The organism is Rhodococcus sp. NPDC047139, from assembly GCF_040643435.1.
Taxonomy (GTDB): Bacteria; Actinomycetota; Actinomycetes; order Mycobacteriales; family Mycobacteriaceae; genus Rhodococcus.
Map to the genome: position 1 here is coordinate 308,579 of NZ_JBEYUH010000001.1, position 22,973 is coordinate 331,551.

A 22,973-nucleotide genomic window follows, 5' to 3' on the forward strand; every position below is an offset into this window, starting at 1 on the left:
TGGGCTCCGGACGGCGGATCACACGGTGGCGTCGGACTCGCTCACGATCGTCGCTCCGAGTTCACGGAGGCGGTCGGTGTGCTCGTTGGCGTGGTGCCCGCAGAACAGCAGTTCTCCTCCGGTGGGAAGGACAGCGCGGACACGAGCGGCAGCATTGCACCGATCGCAGCGATCTGCAGCGGTCAACTTCGGGCTGGTCAACGTACCGGGCATGACTCCTCCAAACTGGCCACCGCTCACATCGGGTGCCTGGGTCTGGTCCGCCGCACCGGCCGGCGCGGTGGATCTACTCTGACAGACGATTCGTATTCACGTGTTGTTCCCCGGGATGCCCAATGGTGGCGTGTTTCACGCATGGAGCAGCGAAAACGCTGCGACGTGCCGGTATTCGGCCCCGTGTGTTCGCTCACAGCGCAGCCGGTCGGGGTGTGCTGCCGAGTCCGGGACCCGGTTTCCGCATGCACGGTCCCCGGACGGACAATGACGCCATGGCCGAGATCTTGCTGCACATCATCTCCCGTGAGGAATGGGACCGCGCCCGTCGGCTCGGTACGGTCACCCCGCCATCCCTCGCATCGCAAGGGTTCGTGCACCTGTCCACTCCGCACCAGGTGCATCTGCCGGCCGACCGGCTGTACTCCGGCCGCCGGGATCTGGTGATCCTTCACGTCGACCCGGCCCGCCTCGCCGATCCGGTTCGTTTCGAACCGGGCGTACCGGAGGATCCCGAGTCCATGAGATTTCCTCACCTGTACGGACCGTTGCCGGTGGACGCTGTGGTGGAGGTCGCGACCTACCTGCCCGGGCCGGACGGCCACTTCGCACCGTACGAAGGCGAGCGAGCGGACACGGTGAGGTCGGAGGACTAGTCCTTCGACACGAACGTCGACGTGACGCCGCTTCCCGGAATCGGCGTTCGCAAGGACTTCGAGCTCTCGAATACACCGCGAACGAATTGACCACCGGCTTGCTGGTGGCGGGGATCGCTTCCGCATACGTGATGATCACCGCGATACTCGGCCCCGTGGCAGCACGGGTGGTCGAACCTACGGTGCGCGTGGCGTCTGCGTGACTGCCGGGAAGCGCGGGGGCGCAGTGGATCCCGGTGACGAGCCGGAACTTCTGTAACGGTGGTCGGTCGGGCCCTCCCATCTCTCCCGGCACAACGAGAACGAGGGCCACCCGGGACGGGTGGCCCTCGTTTCTGCGAAGCGCGTCAGTCGAGGTAGTCGCGCAACACCTGCGACCGGGACGGGTGGCGAAGTTTCGACATGGTCTTCGACTCGATCTGCCGGATGCGTTCGCGCGTCACGCCGTAGACCTGACCGATCTCGTCGAGGGTACGTGGCTGGCCGTCGGTGAGACCGAACCGCAGACGCACGACACCCGCCTCTCGCTCCGAGAGGGTCTCGAGCACGGACTGAAGCTGGTCCTGCAGCAGGGTGAAGGACACAGCGTCGACCGCGACGACGGCTTCGGAGTCCTCGATGAAGTCGCCGAGCTGACTGTCGCCCTCGTCGCCGATCGTCTGGTCGAGGGAAATGGGCTCACGAGCGTACTGCTGGATCTCCAGCACCTTCTCGGGGGTGATGTCCATTTCCTTGGCGAGCTCTTCGGGCGTGGGTTCGCGTCCGAGATCCTGCAGCAGCTCACGCTGGATACGGCCGAGCTTGTTGATGACCTCGACCATGTGCACCGGAATGCGGATGGTGCGTGCCTGATCGGCCATCGCGCGGGTGATCGCCTGGCGGATCCACCACGTCGCGTACGTGGAGAACTTGTAACCCTTGGTGTAGTCGAACTTCTCGACTGCGCGGATCAGGCCCAGGTTGCCTTCCTGGATGAGGTCGAGGAAGGCCATACCGCGTCCGGTGTACCGCTTGGCCAGCGACACCACGAGACGGAGGTTGGCTTCGAGCAGGTGGTTCTTGGCGCGGTTGCCGTCGCGGCAGATCCAGTTCAGATCGCGGCGCTGGGCGACGGGGAGCTTCTCGCCCTTCTCGGCCAGCTGCTGCAGCATGTAGGTGGCATAGAGGCCGGCTTCGATGCGCTTGGCGAGCTCGACCTCTTCCTCTGCGTTGAGGAGCGCGACCTTGCCGATCTGCTTGAGATAGGCGCGTACGGAGTCCGCCGAGGCGGTGAGCTCGGCGTCCTTGCGGGCCTGGCGCAGCGCTTCGGACTCCTCCTCGTCCCAGACGAAGTCTCCCGAGGCCTTGTCCTTCTCACTGGGCTCGTCGTCGTCGACCACGACATCCTCGGCGCCGGCGAGGTCACCCTCCGAAACCTCGAGGTCCGCGAGATCTGCTTCGTCGGCGGCGTCGAAGTCCTCTTCACCCGGACCTGCAGCCTTCGTCGCCTTCGTGGCCTTCTTGGCGGTGGTCTTCTTCGCGGCGGTCTTCTTGGCAGCGGCCTTCTTTGCAGGAGCCTTCTTGGCTGCTGCCTTCTTCGCGGGGGCCTTCTTCGCAGCGGTCTTCTTGGCCGGCGGCTCGGCACCGGGTGCGGTGCCCTCCGCGGCGCCTGCGACGCTCGGAGCGTCCGGAGCGGGTGCCGATTCGTTGGCGGAATCAGCGGTGTGGATGTCGGTGGCTGCCACGTACGCCCTTTCGTGACGAGGTAGTGCGGCGTCGCGCCAGAGTTGTTCCGGCGGAGAGGTCTGTCGGGATGAGGGCCGGTTCCGGCCGGCTGTGCACCATTGTAACGATGCCTCGGCCGGCCGATGCGCCGGACTCAGGGAGTGACACCCGTTTTCGCAGCGTAGGCCGCCCCGACGATCCCGGCCGCGTTGCGCAGTTCGGCGGGAACGACAGGGGTTCGATTGGTCAGCAGAGGGATCCACTTCTCGTGCTTGCGGCTGATCCCCCCACCGGCAATGAACAGGTCGGGCCACAGGAGGTTCTCGAACCGCACGAGTACGCGGGAGACTTCCTTGGCCCACTGCTTGTAGGACAGGTCTTTGCGCTCCTTCGCCGACGACGCGGCGCGATGCTCCGCTTCCTTGCCGTCGACCTCCAAGTGTCCGAACTCGGTGTTCGGGAGCAGGTCGCCGTTGTGCAGCACCGCCGAACCGATACCTGTCCCGAAGGTCAGGAGCACCACTACTCCTTCGGTGTCCTTCGCGGCGCCGAAACGGTCCTCGGCGATGCCGGCGGCGTCGGCGTCGTTGAGGACCGAGACCTCCCGTCCACCCAGCGCCTGCGCGAACAGTGTGCGGGCGTCGGTGCCGATCCACGACTTGTCGATATTGGCGGCGGTTCGGGCCACACCGCCGGTGACCACACTGGGCAGGGTGACACCGACCGGACCCGACCAAGCGGCCTGCTCGACGATCTGCGCCACTGTCTTCGCTACGGCATCGGGAGTGGACGGTTGCGGAGTGAGGATCTTGATCCGGTCGCCGACCAGCTCACCGGTGTCGAGGTCCACCACGGCGCCCTTGACGCCGCTTCCCCCGACGTCCACACCGAACCCATGGTTGGCCGGAGCGGATCTCTCCGTGGGGACGTCCTGTGTCATCACACGCTTCCTCTCGCAGGGTGAGACGGGTTTCTCCGCGCCTGTCGCAACGATAGTGCCCGGTGTGGTCGGGTGCGGCACTCACTGGCGAAACCCTCGCCGCTGTGTTCGGATCGGTTCGTGCACGCACACAGAACGCTCTCCGAACCCGAGTCGACCGCCCTGAGGGAAGTTGCCGTGACCGTCGCGCGTGAGGCCGCCGCCTACGTGCGTGCGCGCAGAGCCGAACTGTTCGGTCCTCCGGGATCCGGTGAGGACACCCGCGTCGGGACGAAGTCGACTGTGACCGACCCCGTCACGGCGGCCGACACCGAGAGTGAGGAACTGATCCGCCGCCGCCTGACGGAACTGCGGCCGGGCGACGCCTTCATCGGAGAGGAGACCGGTGGTGACGGCGAGGCGGCGACGTCCACGACCGGTGTCGAATGGGTCGTCGACCCTATCGACGGGACCGTGAACTTCGTCTACGGCCTCCCGGCGTCGGCGGTGTCCGTGGCCGCCCGGGTCGGTGGCCGCTCGGTGGCAGGTGCCGTCGTCGATATCGCCTCCGGTGAGACGTTCTCCGCAGCCGAAGGTCTCGGTGCGCATCTCGAGGCGGACGGCATCCGGGTCCGGTTGCGCTGCAATCCCGTGACCGATCCACGTCTTGCGCTCGTCGCCACCGGGTTCTCGTACTCCTCGCACAGACGTGCGCGTCAGGGCGAATTGGTGGCCGCGCTGTTACCCCGGGTGCGTGACATCCGCCGTGTCGGTGCGGCCGCCCTGGACCTGTGCATGGTCGCAGCCGGCCGGGTGGACGCCCATTATGAGCACGGTCTCGCTCCGTGGGACTGGGCGGCGGGCGCTCTCGTGGCAGCGGAAGCCGGCGCGGTGGTGCGTCTGCCGGCCGGGTCCGGGGACGACGGTGAGATCACCGTCGCGGTTGCTCCGGGTCTTGCCCCCGATTTCGAAACTCTGCTCGCCGAAATCGGGGCGCTGGACGCAATTCCGAATTGACCGTTTCGCCGCACTGGAATTTGTCGTCCGTCACTATTTCCTGCGTACGTGACGAAAAACAGGATGCACGGTCTGTGAAAATACTTCAGCACTTTGCATTGCGCGCGGCTGTGAGTAGATCAAGATCGAGAGGTGCCGTTTGCTCGCCCGCCGGCACCTCGCGTAGCGATCGCAGTACCTCCTCGGCATCCGCACCGGGGGAAATTTCCCGGAAGTAGGTGCCCAGCGCGAGGTCGACCGTGTCGTCCCCGCGAGAGTCCTGCACCAGTTCGGCGCAGGGCGCGATCAGCCACACGGAGGACGCAGCCGCGCGTCCGGCCTCGCCGAACCGGATCTGGCCCTGGCACTGCATGTTCTGGTCGACGTAGACGGGATCGTTGCCGGCCTGCACGTCGGGTGGGCTGGAGAATCCGTAATCGCTCAGCTGAGCGGCCACGTGCGTGGCCTGACCGCGTTCGCCGTTCGCGTTGAACACCCGTACCCGGGTGGCCGCCAGGGGAGCGGGTTCGACCTCGAGCAGTGTCGACCGGCCCACGACCTCCCCGAGCGGGGCAGGTTGCGGACCGTCGGGGTCCGTGGATTCGGTCGGGGGAGCGTTGCACGCGACGGTGGTCGTGACAGGCTCGGAGGCACTGAACACCGAGGACCACACGACGATGGTGGCGGCGGCGAGAACCGCGCCCGCCATGGCTGCCGGGACGGCCCGGCGCCGACGGAACGGACGGCCGCGGTCGTCGGTTGCGCTTCCTTCGGTGATCAGGGAAACCACGCGGCCCTGCCTCTCGTCTTCGTGCCGGGATCGTCGCACACACTGTAGAGGCCGGAGGCCGACGCGGTGGAACCGCAGGGCCGGGAGGAAATGTCACGAGTCACTTCGGTGTTGATGACGATTGCCGGACGATTCCTGTCGATTTCGACCATCGATTGCATATTCGTGGGCGAGGTCGGCTATTGTTCGGCGGCCGAACCGTCGAAGAATGATCGGTGCGGCGTGAAAACAGAGTGAATTCGGGTGTGTGAAGTGATTGGCGCACCCGTCGGGAACTCCCACGGACGGCCGTGCGTTGCGCTAGCCGGGAGCACCCGTTCGGATCCTGGCCGGCGACCGGCACGAGTACTAGAAGGTAAGAGGAAATGGCGACTGACTACGACGCACCCCGGCGGACCGACAGCGACGATGTGTCGGAGGACTCACTCGAGGAACTGAAGGCCCGGCGTAACGAGGCGCAGTCCGCAGTTGTGGACGTCGACGAATCGGACACCGCCGAGTCCTTCGAGTTGCCCGGGGCGGATCTGTCCGGAGAAGAACTGTCGGTGCGTGTCGTCCCGAAACAGGCCGACGAGTTCACTTGCTCGAGTTGTTTCCTGGTGCATCACCGGAGCAGACTCGCGAGTGAGGAGAACGGCGTCATGATCTGCCGCGACTGCGCGGCATGAGGAAGTAGACCGTACCGACGCGGGTGACTACGGCGCGCCGTAGTCACCCGCGTCCGGGCGCACCGGTGGCTCCGTTCCGGCGTTTCGGCGCACGCTACTTCTCAGCGGACTGATCGCAGCCGAGCGCGGCGAGCAGTTCGGCCGGTCGCCGCGTGCTGATCAGCCAGTACGGCGTCGGATCGTCCGGGTCGTCGAGCACGATCAGCGCCATGGTGCTCACCCATGGGCGGTGCTGGACGAACGCCGCCGGATCGAGTTGGCGACCCATCGCGGCACTCTTCGCCGATGCCGGGACCACCACCCCCCGCGAGATCAGGTCCACGGGCAGGTGGGCACGGCCGACGACGAGTTCGCCGCCGACCACCTCGACCCTGGTGCGTGAGAGCCGGACGAGGATCCAGATCGGCAGCGGCAGCAGGATGACGTATGGCAGCCATGCGTACATACCCGGGGCTCCCATGTGCAGTTCGGCTGCAAGGAGGGCCGCCACGCCGAGTCCGATCGGCCACCACCACCACGGCACCCACATGCGCTCGGAAAACGTCGGAACCGACGTCGGAGGTGTGGTCGCTGACGTACGCGAAGATCGAGACACACCGTAAGGATAGTCGTCTCGCAGGAGCGAACCGCCACGCGAGTAGTCTCGGTGCACGTGACCGATCTTCCCCCGATACCACTGCGCCGGCTCGACCCGGAACTTCCTGTGCCGACCCGTGCCCATCCTGGTGATGCCGGGGTGGACCTGTGCACCTCGGTCGATCTGATCCTCCGGCCGGGAGAGCGGGCGCTCGTCGGCACCGGGATCGCGGTCGCGCTGCCCGAAGGAACGGTCGGGTTGATCCACCCGCGTTCGGGTCTTGCCGCCAAGTTCGGACTGTCCGTCGTGAACACTCCCGGGACGGTCGACGCGGGCTACCGTGGAGAGATCAAGGTGTGCCTGATCAACCACGACACCGAGCACGCCGTCGAACTCCGCCGTGGCGACCGCATCGCGCAGTTGCTCGTCCAGCGCGTCGAACTCGTCGACTTCGTCGAAGTGGACGAACTCGACGATACGGCGCGGGGCAGCGGGGGATACGGATCGAGCGGCGGGCACGCCGGCCTCGTGAAGGAGGGTTCCTGACATGTTCGGACGACGCCGCAAGGACCGGGAGTCGCGTGCCGGGGCGACCGACGCCGCTGCGCTCGCTACCGGTGCCCACGACGATTTGTACGACGAGCACGACGGATACGACGAGTACACCACCGGTCGCGCACCCGACGACGGTGGTCCTTACGACATCGACGAGGTCGACGAGGAGACGGTGGGTGCCTCCCGTCTCGATCTGGGATCGGTGCTCGTACCGCTGCCGCCCGGAGGACAGATCCAGGTCGAGATGGCGCCCAACGGGTCGCCTCAGAATGTGCATCTCGTGACCCAGTACGGCCGGATAACGATCTCCGCGTACGCGGCGCCGAAGTCGCCCGGACAGTGGCGTGAGGTCGCGGCCGAACTCGCGGAGACATTGCGCAACGACAACGCCGAGGTCAGCATCGAATCGGGGCCGTGGGGCCGCGAACTGCACGGCAGAACCGCCAACGCAGATCTGAGGTTCATCGGTGTCGATGGCTTCCGGTGGATGATCCGCTGTGTCGTGGCGGCACCTCCGGGGAACGCGGGCGCGGACTCCGAACTCGTCCGAACGGCGCGGTCGTTGATCTCCGGAACCGTCGTCCGGCGAGGATCCGACCCGCATCCGGTCCGGACGCCGCTGCCGATCGTCCTTCCCGAGGCGCTGGCCCGTCAGCTCGCTGCGGCACAACAACAACAGCAACAGCAGGCAGCACAACAGCAGCAGCAAATGTCACAGCAGCAGATGGCGCCACAGCAACAGCAGGTGGCGCAGCAACACCCAGCGGCCCGAAACCAAGCGGCTCAGCAACAAGGGCCCGTCGTACGGCCGCAGGGCGGGCCGGCAGCACCCCGAACCGGTCCCGTTCCGCGGACGGCCCCACCGCGACCGCCCACCCAGCAGGCACCGCCCCCGCGCCGGGGTGAGTCCGGCTCGGCGATGCAGCAACTCGGCTTCTAGGTCGGCACCGGAGCGACCTGCTCGAGGGCGGTGAGGCAGGCCCTGCCGAGCACGCCGGGGTCTTCCCCGATCCGGTCGAGTCCGATCGTGACGAGCTTCGCCCGGGGGAGTTCGTGTGCCCACTGCTGCGCCACCGCAAGCGGATGGACCGCATCGTCCACGGCGGCGGCGATGCCGACCGGCGTGCGCACGGCGCGCAGTTCGTCCACGTCCAGCGCCCGATAGCGAGCGGCCTCGTCGAGTGCCGACGGCAGGTCAGGCCACTGGGCGTGCCACGAGCGGGTCAGTTCCCGTGCGAGCCATGCCGGGCTCGACGCCGTCATTGCAGCGGTGACGGTGGCCAGGCCGTGCGCGCGCAGTTCGGAGGCCGTCCACCGCGCACTCGCGGCGGCCGGCGCTTCTCGCGGATCGCCGGTCCATGCGGGTAGAGCCGCGAGGACGCCGAGGACTCGGGACGGATTGTCGAACGCCCAGCGCAGCGCGACGGCCGCTCCGATCGATACGCCCCCGACGAGGATCGGCGTGTCCTCGGCGGCAGCCTCGAGGGCTGTGAGGTAGCTCGAGACCACACCGCGAGGGTCCGGATCGACGGCGATGGGCGTGATACCTCGGCGTCGAAGTTCTGCGCCGAACGCCTTTTCGGCGAAGCATGCGTCCGAGCCCGTGCCGGGAAGCAGGACCGCGGTACGAGAGCTCCTCGGGAGTTCGCCTGGGACCGGAAAGGCCGGAGATTCGCTGCGGGACATGCGCATGATCCTGCCCCATAGGGGCTCGGTGACCTTGCTTGCCGTGCCTGCACGGCAATGTGCACCTCCGCGCTTGTACTGGGCGCGAATGCGTCTACAGTGGCGATCGAAGAAGAATTTCGGTGGCACGCGATCCGTGCCCCTCCCGTACAGGAGCGTGCTATGGCTTCCCCGGCCGGCTACCTGCGTCGGCTCACACGGCGGCTCACCGAGGACATCGAAGAGCTCGACGCCGAAGAGATGGCCGAATCCTCCCACTCCACCGGGGCTCTGCCCGTGGTGGAATGCGCCCGAGGTCAAGAAGTGACCATGTACGGGCGCCTGCGCAGCGTCGAGTCGTGCTCACGTGCGGCTGCCGCCGTTGTCGAGGCCGAGTTCTTCGACGGAACCGACTCGATCCAGCTCGTATGGATCGGCCGTCGCCGTATCCCCGGGATCGAGCCCGGACGAACGCTGACGGTGCGCGGGCGCGTCGGTGAACGCGAAGGCCGCAAGGTGATCTACAACCCCTACTACGAGCTGCGCAACCCGGCCTGAATCGGGAACCTCGCGGGTCGTCGCCGCCCGCCCGATGTGGCACCCTCGTAGGAGTGAGCGACACCAACCAGCAGACCATGCTCGAACAACTCGGTGGGATCAGCGGGTTGGTCTACTCCACGCTGCCGGTACTGGTCTTCGTTCCGGTCAACAGCGTGTGGGGACTCACGGCGGCCGTCTGGGCCGCGCTGGGCGTCGCGCTGGGAGTGCTCGTGTGGCGCATTGTCCAGCGCTCGCCGATCCAGCCTGCGATCTCCGGTTTCTTCGGAGTGGCCTTGTGTGCATTCATCGCCCACCGGACGGGCGACGCGAAGGGCTACTTCCTCTTCGGCATCTACGCCAGTCTCGTCTATGGTGGCGCTTTCCTGGTGTCCGTGCTCGTCCGCAGGCCGCTGGTCGGCGTGATCTGGGGAATGCTCAACGGCCAGGGATCTCGGTGGCGGTCCCATCCGAGGGCTGTGCGCGCCTACGATGTCGCGACGCTTGCCTGGACTCTGGTCTTCCTGGGCCGCTATCTCGTGCAGAACCATCTCTACGACGAAGACCGCACGGGGTGGCTGGCGGTCGCGCGTATCGGAATGGGCTGGCCGTTGACGGCCGTGGCGCTGCTGGTGACGCTCTGGGCGGTGCGTCGCGCCGACCGGGTTGTCGAGCCCCCGGTCGCGGAGACGGTCGACGACGGAATGCCGAGCAACTCCCGCGACTAGCGGTTGACGGCCCGCCGGAGATCGTCCTCGACGTCCTCCGCCGCGACGAACAGCAGCTCGTCGCCGCCTTCGAGTGGATCGTCCGGCTGGGGGACGATCACACGGCCACCGCGCAGAATCGCGACCAGAGCCACGTCGCGTGGCAACTCCAGTTTTCGTACCGGTTTCCCGGCGAGGGCAGTGGTATCCCGGAGCGTGACCTCCACCAGGTTCGCGCCCTTGCGGAGTGTCAGCAACCGCACCAGATCGCCGACGGTGACCGCTTCCTCGACCAGCGCGGCGAGCATGCGCGGGGTGGACACGGCGACATCCACGCCCCACGACTCGTCGAACAGCCACTCGTTGCGCGGATCGTTGACGCGCGCCACGACCCTCGGGACGCCGAACTCGGTTTTTGCCAGGAGGCTGAGGACCACGTTGGCCTTGTCGTCCCCCGTCGCGGCGATCACGACGTCGTACTGCTCGAGCCCGGTGGATTCCAGAGAACTGAGTTCGCAGGCGTCGGCGTGAACCCACATCGCGTCCGGTACAGCATTCGGTTCGACGTGCTCGAGTTTGCGTTCGATCAGCATCACTTCGTGAGAGTTGCGCAGAAGTTCCCGCGCTATCGAACGTCCCACCGCACCGGCACCGGCGATGGCCACCTTCATGTGAGCTTCCTCTCGGTGAGCGGGTCAGTTCTGATCGACCGGTGGGTTCTCGGCACGCGTGACCGCCTCCGAGACCGAACCCGACACCGCTGCGATGTACACGCGATCCTCGGCCTGGAGCACCGTCCTGCGGTCGGGCAGCAGTCCGGTCCCGAATCTGATCAGGAACGCCACGCGGGATCCGGTGGCCTCCTCGAGATCGGTGACCCGCCGACCGACCCATCCCTCGTGCACGTCGATCTCGGCGATCGCGACCGATCCGGTGGGATCGCGCCAGCGGGCGCTCTCGCTGTCGCGCGTGAGCGCGTGCAGGAATCGATCGGTGGTCCACGGCACGGTCGCCACTGTGGGAATACCGAGCCGCTCGTACGCCGCAGCCCGTTTCGCGTCGTAGATCCTCGCGACGACGCGTTCCACGCCGAAGATCTCCCGGGCCACGCGCGTCGAGATGATGTTCGAGTTGTCGCCGGACGACACCGCGGCGAAGGCGTCGGCATGTTCGATTCCTGCGGAGATCAGCACGTCGCGGTCGAAACCCATACCGACGACAGTGCGTCCCGAGAAGTCCTGGCCGAGCCGCCCGAATGCCGTCTCGTCCCGATCGATGACCGCGACCTCGTGACCGAGCCGGAGGAGAGCCGTGGCCACTGCCGAACCCACTCGACCACACCCCATCACCACGACGTACACCCCGCGGACTCCGTTCCGGTCGACGTTGCCGGACGGCCCGCACCGGACCGTCGAACCGAACGGTACCGCGTGCCGATGCTCGAGCGGCCCCGACCCGGCCGAGGCGTACTTCCTGGCCCGAACCGCATAGGCTTTGCGCGTGTCCAAGCTTTCCACCGCGGCGAAGCGGCTACTTCTCGGCCGCCCCTTCCGCAGCGACACCCTCGGGCACGAGTTGCTGCCCAAGCGCACCGCGCTGCCGGTATTCGCTTCCGATGCGTTGTCGTCGGTCGCCTACGCGCCGGAGGAGATCTTCCTCGTCCTCTCCGTGGCGGGTCTGTCGGCGTACGCATTCTCACCGTGGATCGGTCTTGCCGTCGCCTTCGTGCTCGTGGTCGTGATCGCCGGCTACCGCCAGACCGTGCGCGCCTATCCTTCCGGCGGAGGCGATTACGAGGTCGCCACGAAGAATCTCGGCTCCACCGCAGGGCTGGTCGTCGGCAGTGCGCTGCTCGTCGACTATGTCCTGACCGTGGCCGTGTCGTTGTCGTCCGCTGCGGCGACGGTCGGTTCGGCGGTGCCGTTCGTCGCCCGGCACAAAGTGCTCTTCGTGATCGCTGCGATCGTTGTGCTCACAGCGGTGAACCTGCGCGGTCTCCGGCGGGCGGGGAGAGCCTTCGCGGTGCTCACCTACACCTTCGTCGGCTGCATGTTGCTCATGCTCGGCTCCGGCCTGTTCCGAATCGTCGTCCTGGGTGAGGAATTGCGAGCCGAGTCGGCGGATTTCGAACTCGTCGCCGAACAGACCGATCTGACGGCGATCGCGTTCGTTCTTCTGTTCGCCCGTGCATTCTCGTCCGGATGTGCGGCGCTCACCGGCGTCGAGGCCATCAGCACGGGCGTGCCGGCCTTCCGGAAGCCGAAGGCGCGCAACGCGGCGACGACGCTGCTCCTCCTGGGCGGCATCGCCGTCACGCTGTTCCTCGGCATGGTCTTCCTCGCCGAGCGGCTCGGTGTCGTGGTCGCCGAGCACCCCGAGAGCCAGCTGCGCGGTGCACCCGAAGGGTACGAGCAGAAGACGCTCCTCTCTCAGATCGCCCACGCGGTCTTCAGCGGCGTACCGGTGGCGTTCGTCGTGATCACGATCCTCACCGCGGTCATCCTCGTACTCGCAGCCAACACGGCGTTCAACGGTTTCCCCGTACTCGGCTCGGTTCTCGCACAGAATCGCTACCTGCCGCGCCAGTTCCACACTCGCGGTGATCGGCTGGCCTTCAGCAACGGCATCCTCTTCCTCGCGGGCATCGCTGTGATCTTCGTGTGGGTCTTCGAAGCCGAGGTAACCCGGTTGATCCAGCTCTACATCGTCGGTGTGTTCGTCGCCTTCAGCGTCGGGCAGGCCGGCATGGTCCGGCACTGGACCCGGCAGCTACGTACCGAATCCGATCCCGCTGTCCGGGGACGGATGGAACGGTCCCGGTTGATCAACGCGGTCGGGTGCGTCTCCACGTCCGTCGTGCTGCTCGTGGTGCTCACCGGAAAGTTCGCTGCCGGCGCGTGGATAGCCGTCATGACGATGATCGTCGCCTTCGTGATGATGAAAGCGATCCGCCGGCATTACGACACGGTCACGGCAGAACTCGAGAGTGCGGACTGGGACGGGGTACTACCCAGCCGCACGCATTCGATCGTGCTCGTCTCGACCCTCCACCTGCCCACCATGCGTGCTCTCGCCTACGCCCGGGCCACTCGCCCGGACACCCTCGAGGCGATCACCGTCAACGTCGACGACGAGAGCACCCGGCGCCTCGTGCTCGAATGGGAGAAGAGCGACCTGACAATTCCGCTGAAGGTGGTCGAGTCTCCCTATCGTGAGATCACACGGCCCGTGCTCGACTATGTCCGCCGGGTGCGGCGCGATTCTCCTCGGGACGTCGTCACCGTGTTCATCCCCGAGTACGTGGTGGGGCACTGGTGGGAGCAACTGCTGCACAACCAGAGCGCATTGAGGCTCAAGAGCCGGCTCTTGTTCCAGCCGGGCGTGATGGTGACCAGCGTGCCCTGGCAGTTGCGCTCGTCCGCCTCGGTGCCCGGAAACGGACATGGCGGCGACGCGGGCTCCGCAGGACGAGCCGTGGCGGACGGACAGAAACGACAGTTCGACAACGAGGAGGAACCGCGGTGAATCGTCAGGCACACCCGCGCACGGATTGGTCCGGCCGCAGGATCGAGGTGGTCCTCGGTAATCCCGCTCACGGCGGGGCGTGTGTCGCGCGGTTCGAGGGCAGGGTGGTCTTCGTGCGGCACGGCCTGCCAGGGGAGCGGGTGTTCGCCCGCGTCACCGAGGACCGTGGGGGATCGTTCTGCTTCGCCGAGGTGGAGGACGTGCTCGAGCCCTCGGCCGATCGCGTGGACCCGGTCTGCCCGATCTCCGGGCCGGGCGGTGCGGGGTGCTGCGACCTCTCGCATGCTTCCGTTCCGGCGCAGCGCCGATTCACCGGAGCAGTCGTGGAGGAGCAGGTGCGCCGACTCGGGGGCGTGGACCGCGAGATCCTCGTCGAGGAGATCCCCGGTGGTGCTCCGGACGGCACGCTCTGGCGCAGCCGCGTGCGGCTCGCGGTGGATGCGGCAGGCAGTCCGGGTTACCGGCGATATCGGAGTAATCAGGTCGTCACGGACCTGGCGTGTCCCCAGATCGATCCGCGCGCGTATCTCGGACTCGCCGATCGTGTGTGGCGGCCGAACGGGGAACTCCAGGTGGTCCTGGACGGCGACGGGCACCGTCATCTCGTCGAGATCGCTCCGCCGCCGACCGGTGGTGGGGCGCGACGTCCCGGGCGCCGTGGAGCAGCCTCGCGGCGCGCTGCCGCGAGCGCGCCGCGCGCGGAGAAGGTGATCGAGGGTTCGGGTCGTGTGCTCGAACGCGTCGGCGAGCGGGAGTGGAATGTGTCTGCGACCGGATTCTGGCAGGCGCATCGCGGTGCTGCGGAAACCTATTCCGCGGTGGTGAGCGAATGGGCTCAGGCTTCGGCAGGTGCCACTGCATGGGATCTCTACGGTGGGGTCGGGGTGTTCGCCGCTGCGCTCGCCGAGCAGGTCGGGCCGTCCGGACAGGTCGTATCGGTCGAATCGTCCAGGACCGCTGTCGACGATGGAAGCGATGCGCTTGCCGACCTCGGCCAGGTGTCGTTCCGGCACGGTCGCGTGGAGCGGATCGTCGCCGATCTGCCGGAACCGGAGGTCGTCGTCCTCGATCCGCCGCGGGCGGGCGCAGGACGCGAGGTGGTGGCCGCGGTGGCCGACGCCGGTCCGCGGAGGATCGTTCATATCGGATGCGACCCCGCCGCATTCGGGCGCGATGTGGGACTGTACCGGGATCACGGCTTCGAACTGGCCGACGTTCGAGCCTTCGCGGCCTTCCCCTCGACCCACCATGTGGAGTGCATCGGCTTGTTCACCCGTTGAGCCGGATCTCCATCCCACCCGGCGTCGACGACCGTATGTGACCGGGCCGACAATGCGGTGCTTGCAGTGAAGTGGAGCAAAAGATTGCTTGCAGTCTGCAAGCATCTGTATATTTGCATGCGGTAATCAATTAATTTGCAAGCCGGAGGTTCGCTGTGTCCGACAAGGCTCAGGCTCACGAACTCGCCGACGCAATCTTTCTGCTCGGCCGGACGCTGCGGGGTGCTCTCGTGCACCACGACACCGACGTGCTCCCTTCCGCTCTCGTCGCGATATTGCTCATGCTCGCGCGGATGGGGGAGTGCCGCCCCAGCGAGCTCGCCGTGGAATTGTGCGTCAGCCAGTCGTCGTTGAGCAGACAGATCGCAGAACTTGTCGAGCGTGGCCTCGTGGATCGGCATCCCGACCCCGACGACCGGCGCGCTCATCGCGTGAGCTGCTCGGAATCGGGACTCGAAATCCTCGATCTCGTGCGCAAACGCCGAACCGAACGACTTTCCGCCGAACTCGCGGACTGGGACGAGACGGAGATCGCGAGCGCCATAACCACGCTCGAACGGCTCACTGCTTCCCTTGCTCCGCTCGTTGTCGATCCTCGAAGGAGCAATTCATGACGACGGTTTCCGGACCCGGAGCGCACACGGTCGCTCCCGGGGAAGAGGAACAGATGACGCACCGCGAGATCCTCGTCGTGCTCTCGGGTCTGCTCGCGGCCCTTTTCACGGCGATGCTGAGCAGCACCATCGTGTCCACGGCTCTTCCCACGATCATCGCCGACCTCGACGGCACCCAAACCCAGTACGCGTGGGTCATCACCACCGCACTGCTCGCGAACGCGGCCTCGACACCGATCTGGGGCAAGTTCGCCGATCTGTTCAACAAGAAGCTTCTCGTCCAGCTCGGAATCCTGATCTTCGTGGGCGGCTCCGTCCTCGCAGGCATGGCGCAGAACGTGCCGATACTGCTCGCAGCACGAGTCGTCCAGGGCATCGGTATGGGATGTCTGACAGCCCTGGTCGTGGCCATCATCGGCAGCATCATCCCGCCCCGGACACGTGGCCGGTATTCCGGCTACATGGGTGCCGTCATGGCCGTGGCGATGTCCGGTGGACCCGTGCTCGGCGGTGTCATCGTCGACACTCTCGGCTGGCGCTGGTGCTTCTTCGTCTCCGTGCCGATCGCCGTCGTGGCGCTGATGCTGCTGCAGCGGACCTTGCACATTACGACCGTCCGCAGGGAGAACGTGAGCATCGACTGGCTCGGCGCCACACTCATCACGGCAGCCGTGAGCGTCCTGCTCATCTGGGTGTCCTTCGCCGGTAAGGCCGGCTACTACGAGTGGGTCTCCGTCGAATCCGCACTGTTCGTGGGCGCCGGCCTGGTTCTGCTCATCGCGACTGTGTTCGTCGAGACGAAGGTCGCCGATCCGATCATCCCGCCGAAGATCGTCACCGAGCGCACCACTGCGCTTGCGATCATCGCGTCCGTCGCGGTCGGTATCGGCCTGTTCGGCGCGACCACCTTCCTCGGTCAGTACTTCCAGACAGCGCGTGCCTACAGCCCGACGGTCGCCGGCCTGCTCACCATTCCGATGGTCGCCGGCACGCTCGTCTCGTCGATGCTCTCGGGTCAGCTCATCACCCGCTTCGGTAAGTGGAAGGGCTTCCTCATCGGCGGTGCCGTCCTGCAGATGGTCGGATTCGGTCTGCTCGGGACCGTCGATCACCTCACGTCGCTGACCCTCATCGGCGTCTACATCGCGATCGTGGGCCTGGGCACGGGCATGCTCATGCAGAACCTCGTCCTCGCCGTACAGAACACGGTCAGCGTGCGGAATATCGGCGCCGCGAGCAGTTCCGTCGCCTTCTTCCGCACCTTCGGCGGGGCGATCGGTGTGTCGGTGCTCGGATCCATCCTCGCGGATCGTGTCGCGACGCTCTCGGCAGACGGCTTGGCGAAGCTCGGTGTGGACACCTCGGGAGGTGGATCCGGCGGAAGTCTCGATTTCTCCGCTATGCCGGCGCCGGTCGCGGAAGTCGTCCGTGCCGCCTACGGCGATGGGACGGCAACCCTCTTCCTCGTCGCAGCCGCGTTCGCTGTGGTTACCCTGATAGCGGTGATGCTGATTCCCAACCGGGCTCTGCGCACCACACTCGACCTCGTCGAGGAGGACCCGGCAGCCGACCGCGTCGAGCTCTCCTCGCAGGGGTGACCTCGATCACGTACCGACGTTCCGTCGGCCGACAACCAGGAGGTCACACGGAACCGAGGCGGTGGGGAGACACGCTCTGCTCCCGCGCTCCGTAGACTGAGGAAATCGCTCACGCGACAAGCGTGAGGCACGAGCCGGAGGGAGCTGTTCCAGTTGGGTGTTCTGTCCCGCATCCAGTCGCCCGACGATCTACGTCGGCTCTCCCCAGTCGAGCTCACCGAGCTCGCAGGGGAGATCCGGGAGTTCCTGGTCGAGAAGGTCGCCGCGACCGGCGGTCACCTCGGACCGAATCTGGGCGTCGTCGAGCTGACCATCGCTCTGCACCGGGTCTTCGATTCACCGCGTGATCCGATCCTCTTCGACACCGGTCATCAGGCCTATGTCCACAAGATCCTCACGGGTCGACGGGACGAATTCGACAGCCTCCGCCAGAAGGGCGGGTTGTCCGGCTACCCGTGCCGTGCGGAGAGCGAACACGACTGGATCGAGTCCTCGCACGCGTCGGCCGCTCTGTCCTACGCCGACGGGCTCGCCAAGGCCTATTCGCTGACCGGGCAATCCCATCGGACCGTCGTCGCGGTCGTGGGCGACGGCGCGCTCACCGGCGGTATGTGCTGGGAGGCGCTCAACAACATCGCTGCCGGCCAGAACCGGTCGATGGTGATCGTCGTCAACGACAACGGCCGGTCGTATGCGCCGACGATCGGCGGACTCGCCGAACATCTCGCCGCGCTGCGTCTCAAGCCCGGTTACGAACGGGTGCTCGACAACAGCCGACGGATGGTCAAGCGGATCCCCTGGGTCGGATCAGCCGCCTACTCGGTACTGCACGGTATGAAAGCCGGCGTGAAGGACGCGGTCAGCCCACAAGTGCTGTTCACCGATCTCGGGATCAAGTATCTCGGTCCGGTCGACGGGCACGACGAGCAGGCCATGGAATCCGCGCTGCGACGTGCCAAGGCCTACGGCGGTCCCGTCCTGGTCCACGCCGTCACGCGCAAGGGCGCCGGATACGCGCCGGCCGAGAATCACCTCGCCGACCAGATGCACGCCACGGGTGTCATGGATCCGCGCACCGGCCGGGCCAAGTCCGCGTCGGCGCCGGACTGGACCTCGATCTTCTCCGAGGAACTCATCACGCTGGGGGAGCAGCGGAACGACGTCGTGGCGATCACCGCCGCGATGCCCGGCCCGACCGGGCTTTCCAAGTTCGGGGAGCGCTTCCCCGAGCGCACCTTCGACGTCGGTATCGCCGAACAGCACGCCATGACGTCCGCGTCCGGGCTGGCGCTCGGCGGAATGCACCCCGTGGTGGCGGTGTACTCCACCTTCCTCAACCGCGCGTTCGACCAGCTGCTCATGGACGTAGCGCTGCTCCGGCAACCGGTCACCGTGGTCCTCGACCGCGCGGGCGTGACCGGCTCGGACGGCGCCAGCCACAACGGCATGTGGGATCTGTCCTTGCTGGGCATCGTTCCCGGAATCCGGGTCGCTGCGCCGCGCGACGGAGCGACGCTCCGTGAGGAACTCGGTGAGGCGCTCGGCGTCGATGACGGCCCGACTGTGCTGCGCTTTCCCAAAGGTTCAGTGGGAGAAGACATCCCCGCGCTCGAACGGATCGACGGAACGGTCGACGTACTGCGGATGCCGAAGGCGCGTCGCGGAGACGTACTGGTCGTCGCGGTCGGGGCTTTCGCGGGCCTTGCACTCGACGTCGCCGATCGACTCAGCCGACAGGGGATCGACGCCGCAGTCGTCGACCCGCGGTGGGTACTTCCGGTGCCCGACGCAGTCGTCGACCTTGCGCGCGGCTTCCGGATCGTCGTCACGATCGAGGACAGTGGCGTGCACGGTGGTGTCGGCTCGGCGGTCTCCGCCGCCCTGCGCCGCAACGATGTCGATGTGCCCACACGCGATCTCGGTGTACCGCAGAAGTTCCTCGACCACGCCTCCCGCAACGAGATCCACGCCGAACTCGGGCTGACGGCACAGGATGTGGCCCGTCAGGTCACCGGCTGGGTCGCGGGCCTCGACAGCGAAGCCGAGGAGCGTCCGCGGCCGTCGGCGGTCGAGCAGTCCGACCGGGAAGCCGGCTGATCGGCGAAGGCGACCACAGCGCCGGTTGAGGGTCCGTACCCGTCGGGTACGGACCCTCACGCGCGTCAGCTGTGCATGTCCTCCAGTTCCATGCCCTTCGTCTCGCGGATCTTCGCCTTGACGAAGAAGAACGACAACAGGGCGAACAGCGCGAACAGTCCGTAGAGGAACCACAGGCCCACCGCGGAGGTGAGCGGCGGGAATGCCAGCGTCACCGTAAAGTTCGCGATCCAGTTCGCTGCGGTGCTGATGCCCAGTGCCACCGCACGCATGCGGTTGGGGAACATCTCGCCGAGCATCACCCACATGATCGGACCCCAGGTGGCGGCGAAGAAGATCACGAAGAGGTTCGCTCCGACGAGCGCGATCGCACCCCAGGGCGCCGGGAGCTCGACGTCCTCACCGCTGCCGACCGCCTGAGAGAACGCGATCGCCGCAAGCAGCAGGCTCACGAACATTCCGAGCGAACCCGTCATCAGCAGCGGCCGACGACCGATCTTGTCGACGAACAGGATCGAGACAAACGTCATGACCACGTTGATGACGGCAGTGATCACCGAGGTCGTGAACGATTGATTCTCCGAGAAACCCACCGACTTCCACAGCGTGGTGGAGTAGTAGAAGATCGCATTGATGCCGACGAACTGCTGGAAGATCGCCATGGTGATACCGACCCACACCAGCGGTTGCAGTCCGAATACGGGACCGCGGATGTCGCCGAATGATGCCCGGGATTCCCGGCGCAGGGTCAGCCTGATCTCCCGGACTCGTTCGTCGGGGCGCAGCTCACCGGTGACGTTGGCCAGTACTGCCGCAGCCTCCTCGTCGAGATCCTTGCCGACGAGATAGCGCGGCGATTCCGGAATCGTCATCGCCAGTACGCCGTAGACCACGGCCGGCGCTACACCGACGAGGAACATCCACCGCCAGGCTTCGAGATTCCACCACAACTCGTTCGACGCTCCACCGGCCGCATTCTGCAGAATCGCGTCCGACAGCAGGGCCGCGAAGATGCCGAGCGTGATGGCGAGCTGCTGCAGCGAGGCCAATGCTCCGCGGTAGCGCGCCGGGGCGATCTCGGAGATGTAGGTCGGAGCGATGACCGACGCGATACCGATGCCGAGACCGCCGAGCACACGCCACAGCATCAGGTCCGGAACGCTGAACGCCAGGCCCGAGCCGATCGAGGAGATGACGAAGAGCGCCGAACCGAGGAGCATCACGCGTTTGCGTCCCCAGCGATCGGCGAGCCGGCCTGCGAACCACGCACCGACCGCGCATCCGAGTAGAGCGATGGCCACGGCGAATCCGGTGACGAACGAACTGAGCGCGAAGTTCTCCTGGATGGAGTCCACGGCCCCGTTGATGACCGAACTGTCGAAACCGAAGAGGAAACCGCCTACGGCAGCCGCGACGGTGACTGCGATGACTTTCGCGGCGTGAGCGGTCGATGGCTGGGTCACCGGAGGACTCCTGGATCGGACAGGCCGCAAGGGCAGGAAAAGGCCGGACACTCTGGGTTCCTTCGAGTGACATTACGCTGCGCCGACTCGGCGGACGTGACGTTTCGGACGCGAATCGGTCGTCACGAAGCCGCTCCCGTCGGCGCTGACCGGCCTTGTACCGCCACTCCGGGAAGGATCTCAAGTTAAGAGAAATTCTCATCTGCCCTGCGGGTGGTGGCCGGATCGAAGGAGAATGCTCGCTCCGCTATTGACAGCAGATGATCAGGCAATACATTCTCCATTCATGACTCGGCGACGACCGGATGCGACAGTAAGCGGTGTGGTGGGTGAAGCAGCGTTCCTGCTCACCTCGCCCCGGAGGTTTCTCATGGAGATAGCGCTGCCTCCGGTAGGGCACGGCGTGCTCGAACACAGCAAGGCGCTCACCGATCCCGTCACGCGATTCCGGAACACGAGTGCGTACATCTTCCTGGTGGCGTTCGGCGACGAGGAGGAACGGCGCCGGGTGGTGCGCTTCGTCAACCGCGCCCACGCCCCGGTGCGCTCGGACGGATACAACGCCTTCGACCCGAAACTTCAATTGTGGATCGCCGCGGTGATGTTCCACGGCGGCCGCGACATCTACGAACGCCTCTTCGGCGCACTCGACCGGGCCGACGCCGAACGGCTGTATCGGGACTTCGCGGTCTACGGCACCTCACTGCAGGTACCGGCGGACATGTGGCCCGCAGACCTCGACGCGTTCGAGGCGTACTGGCACAGCGTCGTCGACGATCTGGTCGTCGACGAGCCCGTCCGTGCCTACGCTCGTGCCCTGCTGTCCGGTGGCGATCTCCCCGTCTTCGTCCGGCCGGGGATGGCGATCAACCGGTTCTTCACCCTCGGGATGCTCGAACCGCGGATCCGCGAGGCCTACGGGTTCGCGTGGAGCGACGTGCAGCAGCGACGGTTCGATCGCGTCATGAAGGTCGCGGCGCCCGTCTACCGGTCACTGCCCACGGCGCTGCGGCACCTGCCGATGAAGCTGGTCCTGCGCGACGCGCGCCGACGGTTCGCCGCAGCCCCGGCCGACGCCGCAGCATAAGAGCCGGCTCGCCACCGTGCAGCGAACGTCAACTCGTTGCGGTGAGTGCTTTCGCCAGTCGCGGCACGGTCAATGCGCGCTGCCACGGCCGGGCTCCGCCCTCCCTGAAGCGTCCGTCGATGTACTCCTCGACATCGGCGCCGGCCGAGACGTCCCAGTCCCAGCACAGACGGCGCACGAGTTCGGGACTGACGAGATTCTCGACCGGAACGGAGACTTCCTCGCCGAGAGCCGTGAGCTCGCCACGCGCGGCGGCGAGACGTGCCGCCTCCTCCGGATGATGCCGCGCCCACCGCCCTGCAGGGGGAGGACCGGTCAACGGCGGTGTGATGGGCGGGAGCCGGTCCTCGGGCAATGCACGGGCCCGTTCGATCGCGTTCAACCACGCGCGTGCCGAACGGCGCTGCCGGGGACCACCGAAGACGGGCAGTGCCTGCAACTGTTCGAGCGTCGTGGGATTTGCCTCCGCAGCAGCGACGATCGCAGAATCCGGAAGGATCCGCCCCGGAGCGATGTCGCGTCGTGCGGCGATCTCGTCGCGCGTGGTCCACAATTCGCGGACGATCGCGAGGCGGCGCCGGTCCTTGATCATGTGGATCTTCGACGTACGTCGCCATCGCTCGGGCTTGGGCGCCGGGGGTCCGGCGAGGCGGATGTGCTCGAACTCCTGGGCTGCCCATTCGGTCTTGTTCTGCCGCTCGAGTTCACGCGCCATCGCCTCTCGGAGGTCGACGAGCGGTTCGACGTCGAGCGCGGCGTAGTTGAGCCACGACTCGGGCAGCGGCCGCGTCGACCAGTCGGCCGCGCCGTGCCCCTTGCGCAGTTCCAACCCGAGTGTTTCGGCGACGAGTGCGGCGAGGCCGACGCGAGGGAAGCCCGCGAGGCGTCCGGCGAGTTCGGTGTCGTACAACCGCGCCGGATGCAGGCCCAGTTCGGCCAGTCCGGGCAGATCCTGGTCGGCGGAGTGCAGAACCCATTCGAGCTCGTTGAGCACGGCGGCCAGCGGAGCGAGATCGTCTCGCGTTGGAATCGGGTCGAGCAGCACCGTGCCGGCGCCGTCCCGTCGCAGCTGGACGAGATAGGCACGCGCAGAGTAGCGGTAACCCGATGCCCGCTCGGCGTCGACGGCCAGTGGGCCGTGCCCTTGTTCGAGAAGCGCCGCTGCTTCGGCCACTCCGCGCGCCGTGGTGACGACCTCGGGGACACCGTCGCGGGGTTCGAGGAGCGGCACCGTCGTCACATGCTCGTCCTTGTGCGCGTCCTCGTCGTCATGTCGTGCCGGCATGGGCGTGACTCTAGCCCTGTCCCGTCCGGGCGCAATG

At 66.7% G+C, this 22,973-nt stretch carries 22 protein-coding genes and 1 pseudogene; 13 read left to right on the forward strand and 10 right to left on the reverse strand.

Translation table 11 applies throughout. The features are described from left to right. Nucleotides 1-18 precede the first annotated feature (18 nt). Nucleotides 19-213 (reverse strand): hypothetical protein, encoded by a 195-nt coding sequence (locus ABZ789_RS01460; RefSeq protein WP_006551338.1) that lies wholly within the window; start codon nt 211-213, stop codon nt 19-21. A 275-nt stretch (nt 214-488) separates the two neighbouring features. Here ABZ789_RS01460 and ABZ789_RS01465 point away from each other — a divergent pair, with 275 nt between their 5' ends. Beyond that, a complete protein-coding gene (locus ABZ789_RS01465; RefSeq protein ID WP_358417857.1) occupies nt 489-869 on the forward strand; it encodes a DUF952 domain-containing protein in 381 nt (126 codons plus the stop codon). Nucleotides 870-1,216: 347 nt separating this feature from the next. Here the strand turns inward: ABZ789_RS01465 and ABZ789_RS01470 are convergent, their stop codons facing one another. Next, nucleotides 1,217-2,593 carry an RNA polymerase sigma factor gene (locus ABZ789_RS01470; RefSeq protein WP_358417859.1) on the reverse strand — a complete coding sequence of 459 codons (1,377 nt, stop codon included), beginning with the start codon at nt 2,591-2,593 and terminating at the stop codon, nt 1,217-1,219. A gap of 134 nt (nt 2,594-2,727) precedes the next feature. After that, the gene (gene ppgK / locus ABZ789_RS01475; RefSeq protein ID WP_358417862.1) at nt 2,728-3,513 is read right to left on the reverse strand and encodes a polyphosphate--glucose phosphotransferase; all 786 of its coding nucleotides are present in this window, start codon (nt 3,511-3,513) and stop codon (nt 2,728-2,730) included. Nucleotides 3,514-3,633: 120 nt separating this feature from the next. Between ppgK and ABZ789_RS01480 the strand changes: the two genes are divergently transcribed. Continuing rightward, nucleotides 3,634-4,509 carry an inositol monophosphatase family protein gene (locus tag ABZ789_RS01480; RefSeq protein WP_358417865.1) on the forward strand — a complete coding sequence of 292 codons (876 nt, stop codon included), beginning with the start codon at nt 3,634-3,636 and terminating at the stop codon, nt 4,507-4,509. Nucleotides 4,510-4,594: 85 nt separating this feature from the next. Here ABZ789_RS01480 and cei read toward each other — a convergent pair whose 3' ends face one another. Further along, nucleotides 4,595-5,278, reverse strand: a complete 684-nt coding sequence (gene cei / locus ABZ789_RS01485) for an envelope integrity protein Cei (protein ID WP_358417868.1) — start codon at nt 5,276-5,278, stop codon at nt 4,595-4,597. A gap of 365 nt (nt 5,279-5,643) precedes the next feature. Here cei and ABZ789_RS01490 point away from each other — a divergent pair, with 365 nt between their 5' ends. Next, nucleotides 5,644-5,946 (forward strand): DUF4193 domain-containing protein, encoded by a 303-nt coding sequence (locus tag ABZ789_RS01490; protein ID WP_006551346.1) that lies wholly within the window; start codon nt 5,644-5,646, stop codon nt 5,944-5,946. Nucleotides 5,947-6,040: 94 nt separating this feature from the next. Here ABZ789_RS01490 and ABZ789_RS01495 read toward each other — a convergent pair whose 3' ends face one another. After that, entirely contained in the window at nt 6,041-6,475 is a 435-nt protein-coding gene (locus ABZ789_RS01495; RefSeq protein WP_358417871.1) for a DUF3093 domain-containing protein, read from the reverse strand. A gap of 123 nt (nt 6,476-6,598) precedes the next feature. On the opposite strand from ABZ789_RS01495, the gene dut reads away from it, so the two are divergent. Both dut and ABZ789_RS01505 read left to right on the forward strand, forming a co-directional pair. Next, nucleotides 6,599-7,069, forward strand: a complete 471-nt coding sequence (dut, locus tag ABZ789_RS01500; RefSeq protein ID WP_358417873.1) for a dUTP diphosphatase — start codon at nt 6,599-6,601, stop codon at nt 7,067-7,069. A gap of 1 nt (nt 7,070) precedes the next feature. Then, nucleotides 7,071-8,018, forward strand: coding sequence for a DUF3710 domain-containing protein (locus tag ABZ789_RS01505; protein ID WP_358417876.1), 948 nt, complete (start codon nt 7,071-7,073; stop codon nt 8,016-8,018). On the opposite strand, the gene ABZ789_RS01510 is transcribed toward ABZ789_RS01505, so the two are convergent. Further along, complete coding sequence (locus ABZ789_RS01510; RefSeq protein WP_358417879.1) at nt 8,015-8,764, reverse strand: alpha/beta hydrolase; 750 nt, start codon at nt 8,762-8,764, stop codon at nt 8,015-8,017. The two genes, ABZ789_RS01505 and ABZ789_RS01510, sit on opposite strands and share 4 nt — an antisense overlap. Before the next feature lie 162 nt (nt 8,765-8,926). On the opposite strand from ABZ789_RS01510, the gene ABZ789_RS01515 reads away from it, so the two are divergent. Then, nucleotides 8,927-9,301 carry an OB-fold nucleic acid binding domain-containing protein gene (locus ABZ789_RS01515; RefSeq protein WP_358417882.1) on the forward strand — a complete coding sequence of 125 codons (375 nt, stop codon included), beginning with the start codon at nt 8,927-8,929 and terminating at the stop codon, nt 9,299-9,301. 53 nt (nt 9,302-9,354) lie between these two features. Beyond that, the gene (locus ABZ789_RS01520) at nt 9,355-10,008 is read left to right on the forward strand and encodes a DUF3159 domain-containing protein (RefSeq protein ID WP_358417885.1); all 654 of its coding nucleotides are present in this window, start codon (nt 9,355-9,357) and stop codon (nt 10,006-10,008) included. Here ABZ789_RS01520 and ABZ789_RS01525 read toward each other — a convergent pair. Both ABZ789_RS01525 and ABZ789_RS01530 read right to left on the reverse strand, forming a co-directional pair. Beyond that, on the reverse strand, nt 10,005-10,658 hold the full coding sequence (locus ABZ789_RS01525) for a TrkA family potassium uptake protein (RefSeq protein ID WP_358417888.1): 654 nt from the start codon (nt 10,656-10,658) through the stop codon (nt 10,005-10,007). The two genes, ABZ789_RS01520 and ABZ789_RS01525, sit on opposite strands and share 4 nt — an antisense overlap. 24 nt (nt 10,659-10,682) lie before the next feature. Next, nucleotides 10,683-11,348 carry a TrkA family potassium uptake protein gene (locus ABZ789_RS01530; protein WP_358418217.1) on the reverse strand — a complete coding sequence of 222 codons (666 nt, stop codon included), beginning with the start codon at nt 11,346-11,348 and terminating at the stop codon, nt 10,683-10,685. A gap of 139 nt (nt 11,349-11,487) precedes the next feature. On the opposite strand from ABZ789_RS01530, the gene ABZ789_RS01535 reads away from it, so the two are divergent. The 5 genes and pseudogenes from ABZ789_RS01535 to dxs form a co-directional block, all read left to right on the forward strand. Beyond that, a complete protein-coding gene (locus ABZ789_RS01535) occupies nt 11,488-13,512 on the forward strand; it encodes an APC family permease (protein ID WP_358417891.1) in 2,025 nt (674 codons plus the stop codon). Next, nucleotides 13,509-14,792 (forward strand): TRAM domain-containing protein, encoded by a 1,284-nt coding sequence (locus ABZ789_RS01540; RefSeq protein WP_358417894.1) that lies wholly within the window; start codon nt 13,509-13,511, stop codon nt 14,790-14,792. The genes ABZ789_RS01535 and ABZ789_RS01540 overlap by 4 nt, the downstream gene beginning before the upstream one ends. Nucleotides 14,793-14,947: 155 nt before the next feature. After that, a complete protein-coding gene (locus ABZ789_RS01545; protein ID WP_358417897.1) occupies nt 14,948-15,406 on the forward strand; it encodes a MarR family transcriptional regulator in 459 nt (152 codons plus the stop codon). Further along, nucleotides 15,403-17,004, forward strand: coding sequence for an MDR family MFS transporter (locus ABZ789_RS01550; protein WP_358417900.1), 1,602 nt, complete (start codon nt 15,403-15,405; stop codon nt 17,002-17,004). The genes ABZ789_RS01545 and ABZ789_RS01550 overlap by 4 nt, the downstream gene beginning before the upstream one ends. 153 nt (nt 17,005-17,157) lie before the next feature. Further along, nucleotides 17,158-19,041: pseudogene (gene dxs, locus ABZ789_RS01555) on the forward strand (1-deoxy-D-xylulose-5-phosphate synthase); the annotation flags it as partial. A 125-nt stretch (nt 19,042-19,166) separates the two neighbouring features. On the opposite strand, the gene ABZ789_RS01560 reads toward dxs, so the two are convergent. Next, nucleotides 19,167-20,594, reverse strand: coding sequence for a sugar porter family MFS transporter (locus ABZ789_RS01560; RefSeq protein ID WP_358418219.1), 1,428 nt, complete (start codon nt 20,592-20,594; stop codon nt 19,167-19,169). A 256-nt stretch (nt 20,595-20,850) separates the two neighbouring features. Here ABZ789_RS01560 and ABZ789_RS01565 point away from each other — a divergent pair, with 256 nt between their 5' ends. Further along, complete coding sequence (locus ABZ789_RS01565) at nt 20,851-21,651, forward strand: oxygenase MpaB family protein (protein WP_358417902.1); 801 nt, start codon at nt 20,851-20,853, stop codon at nt 21,649-21,651. Between the two features lie 28 nt (nt 21,652-21,679). Here the strand turns inward: ABZ789_RS01565 and ABZ789_RS01570 are convergent, their stop codons facing one another. Next, nucleotides 21,680-22,936, reverse strand: a complete 1,257-nt coding sequence (locus ABZ789_RS01570) for a ribonuclease D (RefSeq protein ID WP_358417905.1) — start codon at nt 22,934-22,936, stop codon at nt 21,680-21,682. Nucleotides 22,937-22,973: the final 37 nt, after the last annotated feature.